The organism is Streptomyces sp. NPDC088157, from assembly GCF_044741545.1.
Taxonomy (GTDB): Bacteria; Actinomycetota; Actinomycetes; order Streptomycetales; family Streptomycetaceae; genus Streptomyces.
Map to the genome: position 1 here is coordinate 72,695 of NZ_JBIUSU010000014.1, position 16,781 is coordinate 89,475.

Annotated in this window: 17 protein-coding genes; 16 read left to right on the forward strand and 1 reads right to left on the reverse strand. The window is 70.6% G+C overall.

Annotated features, from left to right (window positions below; all coding sequences use genetic code 11):
• The first annotated feature begins 126 nt into the window (after positions 1-126).
• The 4 genes from ACIPFH_RS39860 to ffh all read left to right on the forward strand — a co-directional run bounded on the left by ACIPFH_RS39860 (position 127) and on the right by ffh (position 5,951).
• On the forward strand, positions 127-1,470 hold the full coding sequence (locus ACIPFH_RS39860; protein ID WP_401834418.1) for an ammonium transporter: 1,344 nt from the start codon (positions 127-129) through the stop codon (positions 1,468-1,470).
• Complete coding sequence (locus ACIPFH_RS39865) at positions 1,467-1,805, forward strand: P-II family nitrogen regulator (protein WP_003997576.1); 339 nt, start codon at positions 1,467-1,469, stop codon at positions 1,803-1,805. Before ACIPFH_RS39860 ends, ACIPFH_RS39865 begins: the two co-directional genes overlap by 4 nt.
• A 25-nt stretch (positions 1,806-1,830) precedes the next feature.
• Entirely contained in the window at positions 1,831-4,278 is a 2,448-nt protein-coding gene (locus tag ACIPFH_RS39870; RefSeq protein ID WP_401834421.1) for a [protein-PII] uridylyltransferase, read from the forward strand.
• 122 nt (positions 4,279-4,400) lie between these two features.
• Positions 4,401-5,951, forward strand: coding sequence for a signal recognition particle protein (gene ffh / locus ACIPFH_RS39875; protein WP_356255633.1), 1,551 nt, complete (start codon positions 4,401-4,403; stop codon positions 5,949-5,951).
• A gap of 210 nt (positions 5,952-6,161) precedes the next feature.
• Here the strand turns inward: ffh and ACIPFH_RS39880 are convergent, their stop codons facing one another.
• Complete coding sequence (locus ACIPFH_RS39880; RefSeq protein WP_401834423.1) at positions 6,162-7,040, reverse strand: SAM-dependent methyltransferase; 879 nt, start codon at positions 7,038-7,040, stop codon at positions 6,162-6,164.
• 199 nt (positions 7,041-7,239) lie between these two features.
• On the opposite strand from ACIPFH_RS39880, the gene proS reads away from it, so the two are divergent.
• The 12 genes from proS to ACIPFH_RS39940 all read left to right on the forward strand — a co-directional run bounded on the left by proS (position 7,240) and on the right by ACIPFH_RS39940 (position 16,778).
• Positions 7,240-8,655, forward strand: a complete 1,416-nt coding sequence (gene proS, locus ACIPFH_RS39885) for a proline--tRNA ligase (RefSeq protein ID WP_401834426.1) — start codon at positions 7,240-7,242, stop codon at positions 8,653-8,655.
• 282 nt (positions 8,656-8,937) lie between these two features.
• Complete coding sequence (locus ACIPFH_RS39890; RefSeq protein ID WP_356261536.1) at positions 8,938-9,531, forward strand: hypothetical protein; 594 nt, start codon at positions 8,938-8,940, stop codon at positions 9,529-9,531.
• A gap of 372 nt (positions 9,532-9,903) precedes the next feature.
• Positions 9,904-10,332 carry a 30S ribosomal protein S16 gene (gene rpsP, locus ACIPFH_RS39895; protein WP_356261539.1) on the forward strand — a complete coding sequence of 143 codons (429 nt, stop codon included), beginning with the start codon at positions 9,904-9,906 and terminating at the stop codon, positions 10,330-10,332.
• 5 nt (positions 10,333-10,337) lie between these two features.
• Positions 10,338-10,577 (forward strand): RNA-binding protein, encoded by a 240-nt coding sequence (locus tag ACIPFH_RS39900; RefSeq protein ID WP_003973401.1) that lies wholly within the window; start codon positions 10,338-10,340, stop codon positions 10,575-10,577.
• Between the two features lie 105 nt (positions 10,578-10,682).
• Positions 10,683-11,291, forward strand: coding sequence for a ribosome maturation factor RimM (gene rimM / locus ACIPFH_RS39905; RefSeq protein WP_401834430.1), 609 nt, complete (start codon positions 10,683-10,685; stop codon positions 11,289-11,291).
• On the forward strand, positions 11,291-12,124 hold the full coding sequence (trmD, locus tag ACIPFH_RS39910; protein ID WP_356261546.1) for a tRNA (guanosine(37)-N1)-methyltransferase TrmD: 834 nt from the start codon (positions 11,291-11,293) through the stop codon (positions 12,122-12,124). The genes rimM and trmD overlap by 1 nt, the downstream gene beginning before the upstream one ends.
• A 137-nt stretch (positions 12,125-12,261) precedes the next feature.
• Entirely contained in the window at positions 12,262-12,612 is a 351-nt protein-coding gene (gene rplS, locus ACIPFH_RS39915) for a 50S ribosomal protein L19 (RefSeq protein ID WP_020128707.1), read from the forward strand.
• A 45-nt stretch (positions 12,613-12,657) separates the two neighbouring features.
• Complete coding sequence (lepB, locus tag ACIPFH_RS39920) at positions 12,658-13,389, forward strand: signal peptidase I (RefSeq protein ID WP_401834432.1); 732 nt, start codon at positions 12,658-12,660, stop codon at positions 13,387-13,389.
• Positions 13,382-14,479, forward strand: a complete 1,098-nt coding sequence (gene lepB / locus ACIPFH_RS39925) for a signal peptidase I (RefSeq protein ID WP_401834435.1) — start codon at positions 13,382-13,384, stop codon at positions 14,477-14,479. The genes lepB (ACIPFH_RS39920) and lepB (ACIPFH_RS39925) overlap by 8 nt, the downstream gene beginning before the upstream one ends.
• Positions 14,367-15,347 (forward strand): signal peptidase I, encoded by a 981-nt coding sequence (gene lepB / locus ACIPFH_RS39930; protein ID WP_401834437.1) that lies wholly within the window; start codon positions 14,367-14,369, stop codon positions 15,345-15,347. The genes lepB (ACIPFH_RS39925) and lepB (ACIPFH_RS39930) overlap by 113 nt, the downstream gene beginning before the upstream one ends.
• Before the next feature lie 122 nt (positions 15,348-15,469).
• The gene (gene lepB / locus ACIPFH_RS39935; protein WP_401834440.1) at positions 15,470-16,252 is read left to right on the forward strand and encodes a signal peptidase I; all 783 of its coding nucleotides are present in this window, start codon (positions 15,470-15,472) and stop codon (positions 16,250-16,252) included.
• Positions 16,242-16,778, forward strand: coding sequence for an NUDIX hydrolase (locus tag ACIPFH_RS39940; RefSeq protein ID WP_401834442.1), 537 nt, complete (start codon positions 16,242-16,244; stop codon positions 16,776-16,778). The genes lepB (ACIPFH_RS39935) and ACIPFH_RS39940 overlap by 11 nt, the downstream gene beginning before the upstream one ends.
• Positions 16,779-16,781 lie beyond the last annotated feature (3 nt).

Genomic DNA, 16,781 nt, shown 5'->3' on the forward strand with positions numbered 1-16,781 from the left:
CGAAACAACGCGGGGCTTCCACCGAAACGGCGCTGCGCGAATCTCATGGCGCATAACCGGCCCACCCCTCACGAACCCGCTCTGGCTTCGCCCGCACGGGGCCGTACCTACGACGAGGAGACGCCGATGGCAGCAGCCATCACGCTTGCCGCGGAGGCACCCAAGCTGTCCTCCGCGAACACAGGCTTCATGCTCATCTGTTCCGCCCTGGTGCTGATCATGACCCCGGGCCTCGCCTTCTTCTACGGAGGCATGGTCCGCGTCAAGAGCACGCTCAACATGCTGATGATGAGCTTCATCAGCATCGGGATCGTCACCATCCTGTGGGTGTTGTACGGCTTCTCCCTCGCATTCGGGACCGACTCCGGCAGCCTCATCGGCTGGAACTCCGACTGGGTCGGCCTCAGCAACATCGGCCTGACGGAGCTGTGGGACGGTTACACCATCCCGATCTTCGTGTTCATGGTCTTCCAGATGATGTTCGCGATCATCACGCCCGCCCTGATCAGCGGTGCGCTCGCCGACCGCGTCAAGTTCTCCGCGTGGGCGCTGTTCGTCGCCCTGTGGGCCACGGTCGTCTACTTCCCGGTCGCGCACTGGGTCTGGGGCGCCGGCGGCTGGGCCTTCGAGCTGGGGGTCATCGACTTCGCCGGTGGTACGGCGGTCCACATCAACGCCGGTGCCGCGGCCCTCGGTGTGATCCTCGTCATCGGTAAGCGCGTCGGTTTCAAGAAGGACCCGATGCGTCCGCACAGCCTGCCGCTGGTCATGCTCGGCGCCGGTCTGCTGTGGTTCGGCTGGTTCGGCTTCAACGCCGGTTCGTGGCTCGGCAACGACGACGGCGTCGGCGCGCTGATGTTCGTCAACACGCAGGTCGCCACCGCCGCCGCCATGCTGGCCTGGCTCGTCTACGAGAAGATCCGCCACGGCGCGTTCACCACGCTGGGCGCCGCCTCCGGCGCGGTCGCCGGTCTGGTCGCCATCACCCCCTCGGGCGGTGCGATCTCCCCGCTCGGCGCGATCGCCGTCGGCGCCATCGCCGGTCTGCTCTGCGCCATGGCCGTCGGCCTGAAGTACAGGTTCGGCTACGACGACTCGCTCGACGTCGTCGGCGTCCACCTCGTCGGCGGTGTCATCGGCTCCCTGCTGATCGGCTTCTTCGCCACCGGCAAGGGCCAGTCCACCGCGACCGGCGTCTTCTACGGCGACCACTCCTTCGACCAACTGTGGAAGCAGTGCGCCGGAGTCTTCGCGGTGCTCGCCTACTCGCTGGTGGTCTCCGCCATCCTCGCCTTCCTCCTCGACAAGACCATCGGCATGCGGGTCTCCGAGGACGACGAGGTGGCCGGCATCGACCAGGCCGAGCACGCCGAGACCGCATACGACTTCAGCGGGGCCGGCGGTGGCGCCGCCCGCACGACCGCCCTCCCGACCGCGGTCACCGACGCGAGCAAGAAGGTGGACGCATGAAGCTCATCACCGCCGTCGTGAAGCCCCACCGGCTCGACGAGATCAAGGAAGCCCTGCAGGCCTTCGGCGTCCACGGTCTGACGGTCACCGAGGCCAGCGGCTACGGTCGTCAGCGGGGACACACCGAGGTCTACCGCGGTGCCGAGTACACGGTCGACCTCGTCCCCAAGATCCGCATCGAGGTGCTGGCCGAGGACGACGACGCCGAGCAGTTGATCGACGTCATCGTCAAGGCGGCCCGCACCGGCAAGATCGGTGACGGCAAGGTCTGGTCCCTCCCGGTCGAGACGGCCGTTCGGGTCCGCACCGGCGAGCGCGGCCCGGACGCGCTCTGACGGCAAACAGAACAGGAGTCGCTGGGTGACGAGTACGGACGTGCGCAAGGATGCAGAGGACTCGGGACCCAGCGGCTACGCGGCGGCCCGGCTGCGCCTCCTCACCGAGGGGGCGCGGTCCGGGCCGCCGCGCCGTACGGCCCTCTCGGAACTGACCGACGACTGGCTGACCGGGCTCTTCACCGCCGGCACCGAGGAACTGAAGGGCGTGTCCCTGGTCGCCGTCGGCGGCTACGGCCGCGGCGAGCTGTCCCCGCGCAGCGACCTCGACCTCCTGCTCCTGCACGACGGCGACGACCCCAAGGCGGTCGCCGCCCTCGCCGACCGGCTCTGGTACCCCGTGTGGGACCTGGGCCTCGCCCTGGACCACTCCGTCCGCACCCCGGCGGAGGCCCGCAGGACCGCCGGCGAGGACCTCAAGGTCCAGCTCGGCCTCCTCGACGCCCGCCACCTCGCCGGCGACGTCGCGCTGACGGCGGGACTGCGCACGGCCGTCCTCGCCGACTGGCGCAACCAGGCGCCCAAGCGCCTCCCCGAGCTCCAGGAACTCTGCGCCGAGCGCGGGGAACGCCAGGGCGAGCTCCAGTACCTGCTGGAGCCCGACCTGAAGGAGGCCCGGGGCGGGCTGCGGGACGCCACCGCGCTGCGGGCCGTCGCCGCCTCCTGGCTGGCGGACGCCCCCCGCGAGGGCCTCGACGACGCCCGGCGCCGCCTCCTGGACGTACGGGACGCCCTGCACCTGGCCACCGGCCGTGCCACCGACCGGCTGGCCCTCCAGGAGCAGGACCAGGTGGCCGCCGAGCTGGGCCTGCTGGACGCGGACACGCTGCTGCGGCAGGTGTACGAGGCGGCCCGCGTCATTTCGTATGCGAGTGATGTCACCTGGCGCGAAGTGGGGCGCGTGCTGCGGTCGCGCGCCGTGCGGCCCCGGCTGCGCGCCATGCTCGGCGGCGGCAAGCCCGTCGCCGAGCGCTCTCCGCTGGCCGAAGGGGTGGTCGAGCAGGACGGCGAGGTGGTGCTCGCCCGTGCCGCCCGCCCCGAACGCGACCCCGTGCTCCCGCTGCGCGCCGCGGCCGCCGCCGCGCAGGCCGGCCTCCCGCTCTCCCTGCACGCCGTACGGCGCCTCGCCGCCACCGTGCGCCCCCTGCCCACGCCCTGGCCCGCCGAGGCCCGTGAGCAGCTGGTGACGCTGCTCGGCTCGGGCCAGCCCACCATCGAGGTCTGGGAGGCGCTGGAGGCCGAGGGGCTGATCACGCGGCTGCTGCCCGACTGGGAGCGGGTGCGCTGCCGCCCGCAGCGCAACGCCGTGCACATCTGGACCGTCGACCGGCATCTCATCGAGACCGCCGTCCGCGCCTCCGAGTTCACCCGCCGGGTCAGCCGCCCCGACCTTCTCCTGGTCTCCGCGCTGCTGCACGACATCGGCAAGGGCTGGCCGGGCGACCACTCGGTCGCGGGCGAGATCATCGCCAAGGACGTCGCCGCCCGGATCGGCTTCGACCGCGCCGACGTCGCCGTCCTCTCCACGCTCGTACGGCATCACCTGCTGCTGATCGAGACCGCCACCCGGCGCGACCTGGAGGACCCGGTCACGGTCCGCTCGGTCGCCGACGCGGTCGGCTCGCAGAGCACCCTGGAGCTGCTGCACGCGCTCACCGAGGCGGACGCGCTGGCCACCGGTCCCGCCGCCTGGTCGTCCTGGCGGGGTTCGCTCGTGGCGGACCTGGTCAAGCGGGTGGGGGCGGTGCTCGCCGGGGACGAGCCCGACGAGCCCGACGCCGCCGCGCCCACGGCGGAGCAGGAACGGCTCGCCATCGAGGCGGTCGCCACCAGCAGCCCCGTGCTGGCCCTGCGCGCCCAGACCGAGGTCCCCGCGGAGGACCGGCCCGCCGAGGACCCCGAGCCGCTCGGGGTGGAGCTGCTGATCGCCGTACCCGACCAGCCCGGCGTACTGCCCGCCGTGGCCGGCGTCCTCGCCATGCACCGCCTGACCGTCCGCACCGCCGAGCTGCGCGCCCTGGACCTGCCGACCGGCGTCGAGGGCTCCGTCCTGCTGCTGAACTGGCGGGTCGCCGCCGAGTACGGCTCCCTGCCCCAGGCGGCCCGGCTCCGCGCCGACCTCGTCCGCGCCCTGGACGGCTCGCTGGACATCGCCGGACGGCTCGCGGAACGGGACGCCGCCTACCCCCGCCGCCGGGGCGTGATCGCGCCGCCGCCGCGCGTGACGGTGGCCTCCGCCGCCTCCCGGCACGCCACGGTCATCGAGGTACGCGCCCAGGACGCGCCGGGGCTGCTGTTCCGGATCGGACAGGCCCTGGAGGACGAGGGACTGCGGGTGCGCAGCATGCACGTCTCGACCCTCGGCGCGAACGCCGTGGACGCCTTCTACGTCACCGGAGCCGAGGGCGCGCCCCTGCCCGGCGACGAGGCCGCCTCAGTGACCCGCAAGCTGGAGGAGACACTGCGGGCGTGACGTTGTGCCGCGCGGAACACGTCCCCGCCCGCTGAATACAGCAGGCGGGGACGAATGTCTTGCGCGGCCGGATACCCTGGAAGACGCTCAGACTGCCCCCGACTCCGAGGACCGACGCCGCCGTGTTCGATACTCTCTCCGATCGCCTTTCAGCGACCTTCAAGAACTTGCGCGGCAAGGGGCGCCTGAGCGAAGCGGACATCGACGCCACGGCGCGCGAGATCCGCATCGCACTCCTCGAAGCGGACGTGGCCCTGCCGGTCGTCCGCACGTTCATCAAGAACGTCAAGGAGCGTGCGCTCGGCGCCGATGTCTCCAGGGCGCTGAACCCCGCCCAGCAGGTCCTGAAGATCGTCAACGAGGAACTCGTCACGATCCTCGGTGGCGAGACCCGGCGGCTGCGCTTCGCCAAGCAGCCGCCGACCGTGATCATGCTGGCCGGTCTCCAGGGTGCCGGTAAGACCACCCTCGCGGGCAAGCTCGGCCGCTGGCTGAAGGAGCAGGGCCACTCGCCGCTGCTCGTCGCCTGTGACCTCCAGCGCCCCAACGCCGTCAACCAGCTCAGCGTCGTCGCCGAGCGCGCCGGTGTGGCCGTGTACGCCCCGCAGCCCGGCAACGGCGTGGGCGACCCGGTCCAGGTCGCCAAGGACTCCATCGACTTCGCCAAGTCCAAGGTCCACGACATCGTGATCGTGGACACCGCCGGCCGCCTCGGTATCGACGCCGAGCTGATGCGGCAGGCCGCGGACATCCGCGACGCCGTCTCGCCCGACGAGATCCTCTTCGTCGTCGACGCGATGATCGGTCAGGACGCCGTCAACACCGCCGAGGCCTTCCGCGACGGCGTCGGCTTCGACGGTGTCGTGCTGTCGAAGCTCGACGGTGACGCCCGAGGCGGTGCGGCCCTGTCGATCGCCTCGGTGACCGGCAAGCCGATCATGTTCGCGTCGAACGGCGAGAAGCTCGACGAGTTCGACGCCTTCCACCCTGACCGGATGGCCTCCCGCATCCTCGACATGGGTGACCTGCTCACCCTGATCGAGCAGGCGGAGAAGACGTTCAGCCAGGAAGAGGCCGAGAAAATGGCCTCCAAGCTGGCGTCCAAGAAGGGCCAGGACTTCACCCTGGACGACTTCCTGGCCCAGATGGAGCAGGTCAGGAAGATGGGCAGCATCTCCAAGCTGCTCGGCATGCTGCCCGGCATGGGGCAGATCAAGGACCAGATCGCCAACCTGGACGAGCGCGACGTCGACCGCACGGCCGCGATCATCAAGTCGATGACCCCGGGCGAGCGCCAGGACCCGACGATCATCAACGGCTCGCGCCGCGCCCGTATCGCCAAGGGTTCCGGCGTCGAGGTCAGCGCCGTGAAGGGCCTGGTCGAGCGGTTCTTCGAGGCCCGAAAGATGATGTCCCGGATGGCCCAGGGCGGCGGCATGCCGGGGATGCCCGGGATGCCGGGCATGGGCGGCGGCGCCGGCCGGCAGAAGAAGCAGCCGAAGCAGGCCAAGGGCAAGCAGCGCTCCGGCAACCCGATGAAGCGCAAGCAGCAGGAGCTGGAGGAGGCCCAGCGCCGCGAGGCCCAGGCCCAGGGCGGCAACGCGCTCGGGCTGCCGCAGCAGGGCGCCCAGGACTTCGAGCTGCCGGACGAGTTCAAGAAGTTCATGGGCTGACGGCAGCCGTTGGGGCTCGGCGCCGAGCCCGTCCGTACACCGGCGTCGCGTGGGGCGCCCTTCCTTTCACGGAGGGGCGCCCCACGCGCGTATCGCCGTCGAGCGGCCGGCCCGAGGCAGGCGGACGCGCACCGGCTCACGGGCCCGCCCGGCCGACGAAGGGCGGCGGGGAGGCAGGGCCGGCTCGGTCCTCCAGGGACGTGTGGCGCCTCAGGGAGTCCGCGCGATCAGGTACCGGAACACGTTCGGCATCCACACCGTGCCGTCCGGGCGTCGGTACGGGTGCAGCGCCTCGGCCAGTTCCTTGTCGACCTGCGCCTGGTCCGTCGCCGCGACCGCCGCGTCGAACAGGCCGGTGGACAGCAGGCCCTTGACGGCGCTCTCCACGTCGGCGTACCCGAAGGGGCAGGCCACCCGCCCCGATCCGTCCGGCCTGAGCCCGGCCCGCCCGGCGACCTCCTCCAGGTCGTCGCGCAGCGCCGGGCGCAGCCGGACCGTGCCGCCGCGCAGCGGATCGGCCAGTTTGGCCGCGACCCGCAACACCGCGGACGTGGCGCAGCGTTCCGGTGGACCCCAGCCGACGAGCACCACGGGCGCCCCGCGCACGGCGAGCGGTGTGGTGGCCGCGAGCAGACCGGCGAGCCCGTCCGCGTCGCCCGCGAGGCACCCGATCGGCTCGAAGGCCGTCACCAGGTTGTAGGCGGGCGGGTTCGGGCCGGCCGCGTTCTTCGGTAAGCGGTCGGTGAGGTGGATGCCGCTGTTCCCGCGCGCGCCCGCGGCCCGTTCCCCGGGCTCCCTCGCCGACAGCCGCTCGCGCGCGAGGGCCAGCCGTTCGGGGGAGGAGGGCTCGACACCGGTGAGGGCCGCCGCGCCTCTGGAGGCCGCCATCAGCAGGGCCAGGCCGGAGCCGCAGCCGAGACCGAGGAGCCGGGTGCCGGGTCCTGCGTCGAGTCGCTCGTAGACGGCCTCGTAGAGCGGGACCAGCATCCGCTCCTGGATCTCCGACCAGTCACGCGCGCGTGCACCCGGGTCCGCGCGGGGCGTCGGCCCCGCGAGTGGCAGGTGCTGCCGCACGAGCGTAGGTGTCATGGATAAGCGCCCCAATCCGCCGAGAGTTGCCGCAGTAACCGATCAGGTGGCCCCCGTGCAGTGCGCTCGCACTTCCCCCGTATGCCAGGTAACTCCCCGTACGCGACCGCGTCCAGGGGTTGCGGAGCCCTGCTTGTGGACGGCATGTGCCTGTGGCGAGAATTCACATTCCGGCAACTTGGGGCCGTACCATCGCGCCATGGCCAAGGCTCCCGTTCTCACCCCGCGGGCGGACGATTTCCCCCGCTGGTACCAGGATCTGATCACCAAGGCCGAACTGGCCGACAACGGACCGGTGCGCGGCACCATGGTGATCCGACCGTACGGCTACGGGCTGTGGGAGCGGATGCAGGCGGAGATGGACGCCCGCATCAAGGAGACGGGCACCCAGAACGCGTACTTCCCGCTGCTGATCCCGCAGTCCTATCTGGCGCGCGAGGCGGACCATGTCGACGGTTTCGCGCCCGAGTTGGCCGTGGTGACGCACGGGGGCGGCAAGGAACTGGAGGAGCCGGTCGTCGTCCGGCCCACCTCCGAGACCATCGTCAACGAGTACTTCTCCAAGTGGGTGCAGAGCTACCGCGACCTCCCCCTGCTGATCAACCAGTGGGCCAACGTGGTCCGTTGGGAGCTGCGGCCCCGCCTCTTCCTGCGGACCTCCGAGTTCCTGTGGCAGGAGGGGCACACCGCGCACGCCACGTACGAGGAGGCCCGCGACTTCGCCGCGCGCATCCAGCGCGAGGTCTACGGCGACTTCCTGCGGAACGTCCTCGCGATCGACTTCGTCTCCGGCCGCAAGACGGTCAAGGAGCGCTTCGCGGGCGCCATCAACACCCTCACCCTCGAAAGCATGATGGGCGACGGCAAGGCCCTCCAGATGGTCACCAGCCATGAGCTGGGCCAGAACTTCGCCAAGGCCTTCCACACCCGGTACCTGTCGAAGGAGGGCACCCAGGAACTGGTCTGGCAGACCTCCTGGGGTTCGACGACCCGCATGATCGGCGCCCTGGTGATGACCCACGGCGACGACGACGGGCTGCGGGTGCCGCCGCGGCTGGCGCACGTCCAGGTCGTGGTCCTGGCGATCAAGGGCGACGAGCCGGTTCTGGCCAAGGTCCGCGAGCTGGCGGACCGGCTGAAGGCGGCGGGGCTCCGCGTCCGGGTCGACGACCGCACCGACGTCCCCTTCGGGCGGCGCGCGGTCGACTGGGAGCTCAAGGGCGTGCCCGTCCGCATCGAGATCGGGCCCCGTGACCTGGAGAACGGGACGGTGATGCTGGCCCGGCGGATTTCGGGAGGCAAGGAGCCGGTGCCGGTCGACACGCTCGTAGGCCTGCTGCCCGCACTCCTCGAAGAGGATCAGGCGCTGCTGCTGAAGCAGTCCCGCGAGCGCCGCGAGTCCCGTACGGCGGATGTGTCGACGATCGCGGAGGCGGTCGAGGCGGCCGTCGCCGGCGGCTGGGCGCGCATCCCCTGGGCGACCCTCGGCGAAGAGGGCGAGGCCAGGCTGGCAGAGCAGTCGCTGACCGTACGGTGTCTGCTCGCGGAGGACGGGTCGGTGCCGGACGACGGGGACGCTCCCGGTAACGTCGCGATCGTCGCGCGCGCTTACTGAGACAGCGCGCTCCGCTCGCGAGAGCGGCCGAAACGTCCCTTGCGCCCCTGCGGAACATCCCCGCACCGGCGCGCAGACCTCGTCTACGCGCCGGGCAAGAGGGTGGGAGACGAGCGGACGTACGGGGACTACGCACCAGCTTGGTAGGAGCTGTGAGGCTTCTCCGCAGATCAGCGCACCCGCCCTCGTCAGGACGCATGAGTCGCAACTGACGGGTACGTGCAAATTATTTGGGATGGCCCGGAATCGGAACACAGGGGCACCCCCGCTCGTTGTCATTACGTGAGCACGACACAGACACCACCTGTTCTCGCCGCAGAGCTGGCAGAGGCGTGGGCCGACATTCAGCGGTACCACCCCGAGCTGCCGGATCTTGCCGCGCCAGAGTCCCTGATCGGGGAGTCGTCGTCCGCCTGCGGTCACGAGCTCTCCTTCGAGCGACTGCTTCACGAGGCAGTCCATGGCATCGCCGCCGCCCGCGGCGTGCGCGACACCTCCCGCGCCGGCCGCTACCACAACCGCAGATTCCTCGCGATCGCCGAGGAGCTTGGTCTGGACCACCCCGAGGAACCCCACCCCAGCAGTGGTTTCTCCCTGGTCACGCTCAACCCCGAGGCCAAGCGCCGCTACCGTCCGACCATCGAGCGCCTCCAGCGGGCCCTCAAGGCCCACCTGGCCGCCACCTCCGCCGACACCACCCGTACCTTCCGCGGTCCCGCGGCCCGGCACGGCTCCTCCGGCGGCGGCGTCCGGGTCAAGGCCGTGTGCGACTGCGGGCGCAATGTGCGCGTCGTCCCGTCGGTCCTGGCCCAGGCGCCGATCGTGTGCGGGGGCTGCGGCAAGCCCTTCCGGATCCCCGAGATCGTGGCGGCGTAACACCCGACGGCCCAGCACCGGCATCTCGTGGCTGCCGGTCGACAGCGTGGGCGGGGTGTCCGTACACCGCGGCAGTCGTGCCCTCCCCGGGGCGGCGCGGGTGCGTGCGGCCCGGCACCCCGCGGCGCCGGGTCCGCGCATCCGACGCGCGTTCACCACGACGCCGGGTGCCGCTGAAGCGCGCCTACGCGCCGCCACACCCCTCGGCCGAAGGCGACCCGCGGGGTGTGGCACAATGGCTAGCTGTACTCGACAGTCGCACAGGACCCCTCTCTCCTCCGGCTGACGCGTCCATCGGGCATTCGGGTACCGCAACCCCACGCGGCCATCTCGCCGTGCCCAACCACGTCAAGACCAGGAGACACCACTTCCGTGGCAGTCAAGATCAAGCTGAAGCGTCTGGGCAAGATCCGCGCGCCTCACTACCGCATCGTCGTCGCCGACTCCCGTACCCGTCGTGACGGTCGTGCGATCGAGGAGATCGGCAAGTACCAGCCGACGTACCACCCGTCGATCATCGAGGTCGACGCCGACCGCGTGGCGTACTGGCTGGGTGTCGGCGCGCAGCCGACCGAGCCGGTGCTCGCCATTCTGAAGAAGACCGGCGACTGGCAGAAGTTCAAGGGCGAGCCCGCCCCGGCGCCCCTGCTCGTCGCCGAGCCGAAGAAGGCTCGTCCGGTGTTCGAGGCCCTCGGTGGCGACGACTCGGGCAAGGGTGAGGCCATCACCCAGAAGAAGAAGGCCGAGAAGAAGGACGAGGCTGCTGCCGAGTCCTCTGCGGCTGAGCCGACCGAGGCCTGAGCAGCATGCTCGAAGAGGCGCTTGAGCACCTCGTGAAGGGCATCGTCGACAACCCCGACGATGTGCAGGTCGCCTCGCGCAACCTGCGCCGCGGGCGTGTGCTCGAGGTCCGGGTCCACCCGGACGACCTCGGCAAGGTGATCGGCCGCAACGGCCGCACCGCACGCGCTCTGCGCACCGTCGTGGGCGCCATCGGCGGCCGTGGCGTCCGCGTCGACCTCGTCGACGTGGATCACGTCCGCTGACGCGTTTCGCAGCACCGGCTCGGGCCGGGGAGGGCCACTGGGCCGTCCCCGGCCCGTAGTCGTTACGGCAGTCGTGACGACAGGTACGACAGGAGATCTTCAGAAGTGCAGCTCGTAGTCGCGCGGATCGGCCGCGCCCACGGCATCAAGGGCGAGGTCACCGTCGAGGTACGCACCGACGAGCCGGAGCAGCGGCTCGCGCCCGGCGCCGTCCTGGCCACGGACCCGGCCTCGACCGGCCCGCTGACCATCGAGACCGGCCGCGTCCACAGCGGCCGTCTCCTCCTGCGCTTCGAGGGTGTGCGCGACCGCACCGCCGCCGAAGCCCTGCGCAACACCCTCCTGATCGCCGAGGTCGACCCCACGGAGCTGCCCGAGGAGGAGGACGAGTACTACGACCACCAGCTGATGGACCTGGACGTGGTCACCAAGGACGGCGTCGAGGTCGGCCGGATCACCGAGATCTCGCATCTGCCCTCCCAGGACCTCTTCATCGTCGAGCGGGCCGACGGCAGCGAGGTGATGATCCCCTTCGTCGAGTCGATCGTCATTGGGATCGATCTCGAGGAGCAGCGGGCCGTCATCGACCCGCCGCCGGGTCTGATCGACGACCGCGCGGAGATCGCCTCCTCCCGGGACGAGGACGAGGACGAGGACGGGGACAGGGACTCGGATGCGGACGCCGATGGGGACGTGGACGGGGACCGGCCGTAATGCGCCTCGACGTCGTCACGATCTTCCCCGAGTACCTCGAACCGCTGAACGTCTCCCTCGTCGGCAAGGCACGCGCGCGTGGCCGGCTGGACGTACGGGTGCACGACCTGCGGGAGTGGACGTACGACCGGCACAACACGGTCGACGACACCCCCTACGGCGGCGGACCCGGCATGGTCATGAAGACCGACCCCTGGGGCGACGCCCTCGACACGGTCCTCGCCGACGGTTACGAGCGGGGCTCGCACGCGCCCGCGATCGTCGTCCCGACCCCCAGCGGCCGGCCCTTCACCCAGGAACTGGCGGTCGAGCTCTCCGAGCGCCCCTGGCTGATCTTCACACCGGCCCGCTACGAGGGCATCGACCGGCGGGTCATCGACGAGTACGCCACCAGGATCCCCGTCTACGAGGTATCCATCGGGGACTACGTCCTGGCCGGCGGGGAGGCCGCCGTGCTGGTCGTCACCGAGGCCGTGGCGCGACTCCTGCCCGGAGTGCTCGGCAACGCCGAGTCCCATCGCGACGACTCCTTCGCACCCGGTGCCATGGCCAGCCTCCTGGAGGGCCCCGTCTACACCAAGCCGCCCGCCTGGCGCGGCCGGGAGATCCCCGAGGTGCTGCTCAGCGGCCACCACGGCAGGATCGCCCGCTGGCGCCGCGACGAGGCCCTGCGGCGCACGACGGCCAACCGGCCCGACCTGATCGAGCGCTGCGAACCGGGGACCTTCGACAAGAAGGACCGCGAGATGCTCTCCATCCTGGGCTGGACGCCCGACCCGGAGGGTGCGCCGTACGGTCGATTTTGGCGCAGGACCGACGGCGTGGAAGAATAGGTCGCTGTTGTGCGCCGTCCGGTGTGCGCCCCTGCCACAGGGGGACACGACGCCCGCCTCGACGGGCACACGGCACTCAATCCTCGAACTTCTAGTTCCGTTGATGACCTGTGGCATCAGCGAAGAAAGCAGACGAAATGTCTCACCTGCTCGACTCTGTCGACGCCGCGTCGCTGCGCAGCGACGTCCCGGCCTTCCGCCCGGGTGACACCGTCAACGTCCACGTCCGCGTCATCGAGGGCAACCGCTCCCGTGTGCAGCAGTTCAAGGGCGTAGTCATCCGCCGCCAGGGCGCCGGTGTCCGCGAGACCTTCACGGTCCGCAAGGTCTCCTTCTCCGTCGGCGTCGAGCGCACGTTCCCGGTGCACACCCCGATCGTCGAGAAGATCGAGCTCGTCACCCGCGGTGACGTGCGTCGCGCCAAGCTCTACTACCTCCGCGAGCTGCGCGGCAAGGCCGCGAAGATCAAGGAGAAGCGCGACAACTGAGTGCTCTGCGGGGTTCATAGAGGGGCCGGATAGCATCTGGCCCCGATGGACACCGAAGCTCAGCCGACGACGGAGCGCGACCGCTCCTCCCACTCTTCCGTGCCCCCGGACGTCTCCCAGGAGACCCCGGGCCCGGAGGGACCGGAGGGACGGTCGCGTTTCGCGTTGGTGGCGCGGATCACGCAGTGGCTTCCGGGCGGCCGGACCAGCCTCACCCTGCTGATCTGCCTGCTCTTTTTGCTGGTGCTCAACGCTTTCGTGGTCCAACCATTCCGGATTCCCAGCGGATCCATGGAAAACGGATTGAGGATCGGCGACCGGGTTCTCGTAAATAAGTTGGCGTACCGTTTCGGTGCCGAGCCGCGGCGCGGCGATGTCGTGGTGTTCGACGGCACCGGCTACTTCGGGAACTTCGACTACATCAAGCGCGTCGTGGGTGTAGGGGGAGATCACGTGGTCTGCTGCGACAACGAGGGGAGGATCAAGGTGAACGGCCGGTCGGTCGATGAGTCGACGTTCCTGTATCCCGGCGACAGTGCGTCCACGGTGGACTTCGACGTGGTCGTGCCGGAGGGCACCCTGTTCGTCCTCGGTGACCACCGCAGCCACTCCAGCGACTCCCGGGACCACCTCGGCTCACCGGGCGGCGGCATGATCCCCGTCGGCCGTGTGATCGGCCGCGCCGACTGGATCGTCTGGCCCTACGCGCACCTCGACCGCCTGCCCCGGCCGAGCGCCTACGCGCGCGTGCCCGGCGCGGAGCGCGCCCATGGGTAACCGCGGCAAGCCGCGCGGCGTCCCGACCAGCGCCGCGGACAACCTTCTGCCCACCGGGGCCCGGCGCACCTCCAGCGCGGGCGGTGGCCGTTCACGCGCGGAGCGGCGCAAGCTCCAGCGCAAGGTCAAGCGCAAGCGCAGGCGTTCGGCCGCCCGGGAGATACCGCTGCTGGTCGGTGTCGCCGTCCTGATAGCCCTGGTGTTGAAGACCTTCCTGGTGCAGGCCTTCGTGATCCCGTCGGGTTCCATGGAGCAGACGATCCGGATCGGCGACCGCGTCCTGGTCGACAAGTTCACCCCGTGGTTCGGCTCCAAGCCCGAACGCGGGGACGTCGTCGTCTTCAAGGACCCCGGCGGCTGGCTCAACGACGAGCAGACGACCACCAAAAAGAGTGACCCGGTCGTCGTCAAGCAGATCAAGGAAGGGCTCACCTTCATCGGTCTGCTGCCGTCCGACGACGAGAAGGACCTCATCAAACGGGTCGTCGGGGTGGGCGGCGACCGCGTGGTGTGCTGTGACGCCCAGGGGAAGGTGACCGTCAACGGCGTTCCCCTCGAGGAGGGGGCGTATCTGTACCCCGGCAACGAGCCCTCGGCCACAGCGTTCGACATCACCGTCCCACAGGGGCGGCTGTGGGTGATGGGCGACCACCGGGCCAACTCCGCCGACTCCCGCTTCCACCAGAACACCGACTACGGGGGCACCGTCTCGGAGGACGAGGTGGTGGGGAGGGCCATGGTCATCGCCTGGCCCCTGGGGCACTGGGTCCGTCTCAAGGAACCGCAAACTTTCGCATCCGTCACCGGCTCGGCCGCCACGGCGACCGCGTCCGCCCAGCTGTCGCATAGGGTTGCTCCCGGCGATCCGAACGGATCGATTCGACAACTCCCGAGCCCTGCGGAACTCCCGCTCGTTATGGGAGTGGTGGGCCTGCGTCGTACGTGGGGCAGGCAGCGGCACAGAGTGAGGAGTTGGCGTGGGGGATGTGGCGGTTGGCGCACGGTCCGGGCACGACGGCGAGGAGCACCGCGGTCATCCCGTGGAAGCAGCCGACCCGGCTTCCGACAGCGCCGTGACCTCCGGGAGTGACCCCGCGGCGGGCGGCGACGGCCCGCCGGCGGACGAGCCGCCCCGGACCGGTGGTGAGGGATCGGGCGGCCCGGCCCCCAAGCCGAAGAAGCCGCGCTCTTTCTGGAAGGAGCTGCCGATCCTGATCGGTATCGCGCTGGTCCTCGCGCTGCTGATCAAGACGTTCCTGGTGCAGGCGTTCTCCATTCCGTCCGCCTCGATGGAGAACACCCTCAAGGAGGGTGACCGGGTCCTCGTCGACAAGCTGACCCCGTGGTTCGGATCCGAGCCGGAGCGTGGTGAGGTCGTCGTCTTCCACGACCCCGACAACTGGCTGGCGGGCGAGGCCACCGCCGATCCGAACGCCTTCCAGACCGTCCTCAGCTGGATCGGCCTGATGCCGTCCGCCGAGGAGAAGGACCTGATCAAGCGGGTCGTCGGCGTCGGTGGTGACACCGTCTCCTGCAAGGGCACGGGCCCGCTCACGGTCAACGGCAAGGCGCTGAACGAGCCGTACGTGTACCCCGGCAACACCCCGTGCAGCCAGGACGACCAGGGCGGCCAGTTCACCGTGAAGGTGCCCAAGGGCTTCATCTGGGTCATGGGCGACCACCGCCAGAACTCCCGCGACTCGCGCTACAACCAGTCGGACAAGAACCACGGCATGGTGCCCGTCGACCAGGTCGTCGGCCGTGCCGTCGTCAAGGCCTGGCCGATCACCCGCTGGGGCACCCTGCCGGTGCCGGACACCTTCGACCAGAACGGCCTGGACACACAGTCCGCCGCGTCCGCGGCCCTGACGGTCGCCCCGCAGGGCCTCGTCCTCGCCGGGGCCGTGCCGGTGGTCCTGTGGCGCCGTCGGCGCACGGAGGACCCCGCGAGCCGCTGACCTTCCGGCTTCCGCGTCGGCCTCCACTCGGCAAACCCTTTCCCAAGCTTGTGACCAAGGCGCGGGAAGACCCGGGAGGAAGGGCTGCCCGGGTTGGGTACCGCCGGGTAGGGTGCGGATCCATGGGTGGCGAGAGCACTACGCGTACGGCCCCGCACAGTGGCGGTGGCACCAGCAGTGGCCCGGTGGGCAGCCGGACCGGACAGCGTCTGTCCGGACTGGCCGTCGCACTGGGCCTCGCGCTGTTTCTCGGCGGATTCGGATGGGGAGCCCTGCTCTACCGGCCGTACACCGTGCCCACCAGTTCCATGAGCCCGACGATCGCCGCCGGCGACCGCGTGCTGGCCGAGCGGATCGACGGCGACGAGGTGCGCCGCGGTGACATCGTCGTCTTCACCGACAAGACCTGGGTGAGCAACGCGCCCGTGGTCAAGCGGGTGGTCGCGGTCGGTGGCGACACGGTCTCCTGCTGCACCGAGGGCAAGCTGACCGTCAACGGCAAGCAGATCGAAGAACCGTATCTGCCCGCGGGCAGCCTGGCCGAGATCAAGAACTTCCCGACCGTGAAGGTCCCGGACGGCCGGCTGTTCCTGCTCGGCGACGAGCGGGAGGGTTCCCTGGACTCCACCGCCCACCTCACGGACGCGGCCCAGGGCACGGTCGCGCGCAACGCCGTCAAGGCCCGTGTCGACGCCGTCGTCTGGCCCATGAACGGCATGCTGAAGCGGCCCACGGGCTTCGCAGACCTCGGCGCCCTCTCCGAGCCGGGCCCGCTGGGCACGATCGGCTGGATGATCGTCGCGGGCGGTGTGCTGGTCCTCGGCGGCGGCGCGTACGGCCCGATCGCCAAGCGGACGTCCGGCCGCCGGACCCCCACCCGGCCGGAGGCGGCCGGTGCCCGCTGAGACCACGGGCCGGCAGGCCGGCGCGGGCGTCGACTCCTACCAGGGCGGGCTGCGCAAGGTCGCCCGGGTCGTCCTCCTCGACCCGCAGGACCGCATCCTGCTGCTGCACGGCCATGAACCGGACGACCCGTCCGACAAGTGGTGGTTCACTCCCGGCGGCGGTGTCGAGGGTGACGAGACCCTTGAGGAGGCCGCGCTGCGGGAACTCGTCGAGGAGACCGGCATCACCGAGGTCGAGCTCGGCCCGGTGCTGTGGCGGCGGAGGTGTTCCTTCCCGTTCGCAGGACGCCGCTGGGACCAGGACGAGTGGTATTACCTGGCCCGTACGTCGGTGACGGAGACCCGCGCCACGGCCCTGACCGAGCTGGAGCGGCGCAGCGTCGCCGGAGCGCGTTGGTGGACGTGTCAGGAACTGACCCGGGCACATGAGACGGTGTATCCGACCAGACTCGCCGGGCTGCTGCGCAAGCTGCTCGACGACGGTCCTCCGGCCGGACCCGTAACCCTCGACACGGAAATCGTCTAGAGG

What these genes read in the sequence shown, in the direction of transcription:
- lepB (WP_401834435.1), top strand. Translation starts at nt 13,382, where the DNA reads ATGGGTAACCGCGGCAAGCCGCGCGGCGTCCCGACCAGCGCCGCGGAC.
- proS (WP_401834426.1), top strand. Translation starts at nt 7,240, where the DNA reads ATGGCCAAGGCTCCCGTTCTCACCCCGCGGGCGGACGATTTCCCCCGC.
- ACIPFH_RS39865 (WP_003997576.1), top strand. Translation starts at nt 1,467, where the DNA reads ATGAAGCTCATCACCGCCGTCGTGAAGCCCCACCGGCTCGACGAGATC.
- ACIPFH_RS39880 (WP_401834423.1), bottom strand. Translation starts at nt 7,040, where the DNA reads ATGACACCTACGCTCGTGCGGCAGCACCTGCCACTCGCGGGGCCGACG.
- lepB (WP_401834432.1), top strand. Translation starts at nt 12,658, where the DNA reads ATGGACACCGAAGCTCAGCCGACGACGGAGCGCGACCGCTCCTCCCAC.
- rplS (WP_020128707.1), top strand. Translation starts at nt 12,262, where the DNA reads ATGTCTCACCTGCTCGACTCTGTCGACGCCGCGTCGCTGCGCAGCGAC.
- lepB (WP_401834440.1), top strand. Translation starts at nt 15,470, where the DNA reads ATGGGTGGCGAGAGCACTACGCGTACGGCCCCGCACAGTGGCGGTGGC.
- ACIPFH_RS39900 (WP_003973401.1), top strand. Translation starts at nt 10,338, where the DNA reads ATGCTCGAAGAGGCGCTTGAGCACCTCGTGAAGGGCATCGTCGACAAC.
- ACIPFH_RS39860 (WP_401834418.1), top strand. Translation starts at nt 127, where the DNA reads ATGGCAGCAGCCATCACGCTTGCCGCGGAGGCACCCAAGCTGTCCTCC.
- trmD (WP_356261546.1), top strand. Translation starts at nt 11,291, where the DNA reads ATGCGCCTCGACGTCGTCACGATCTTCCCCGAGTACCTCGAACCGCTG.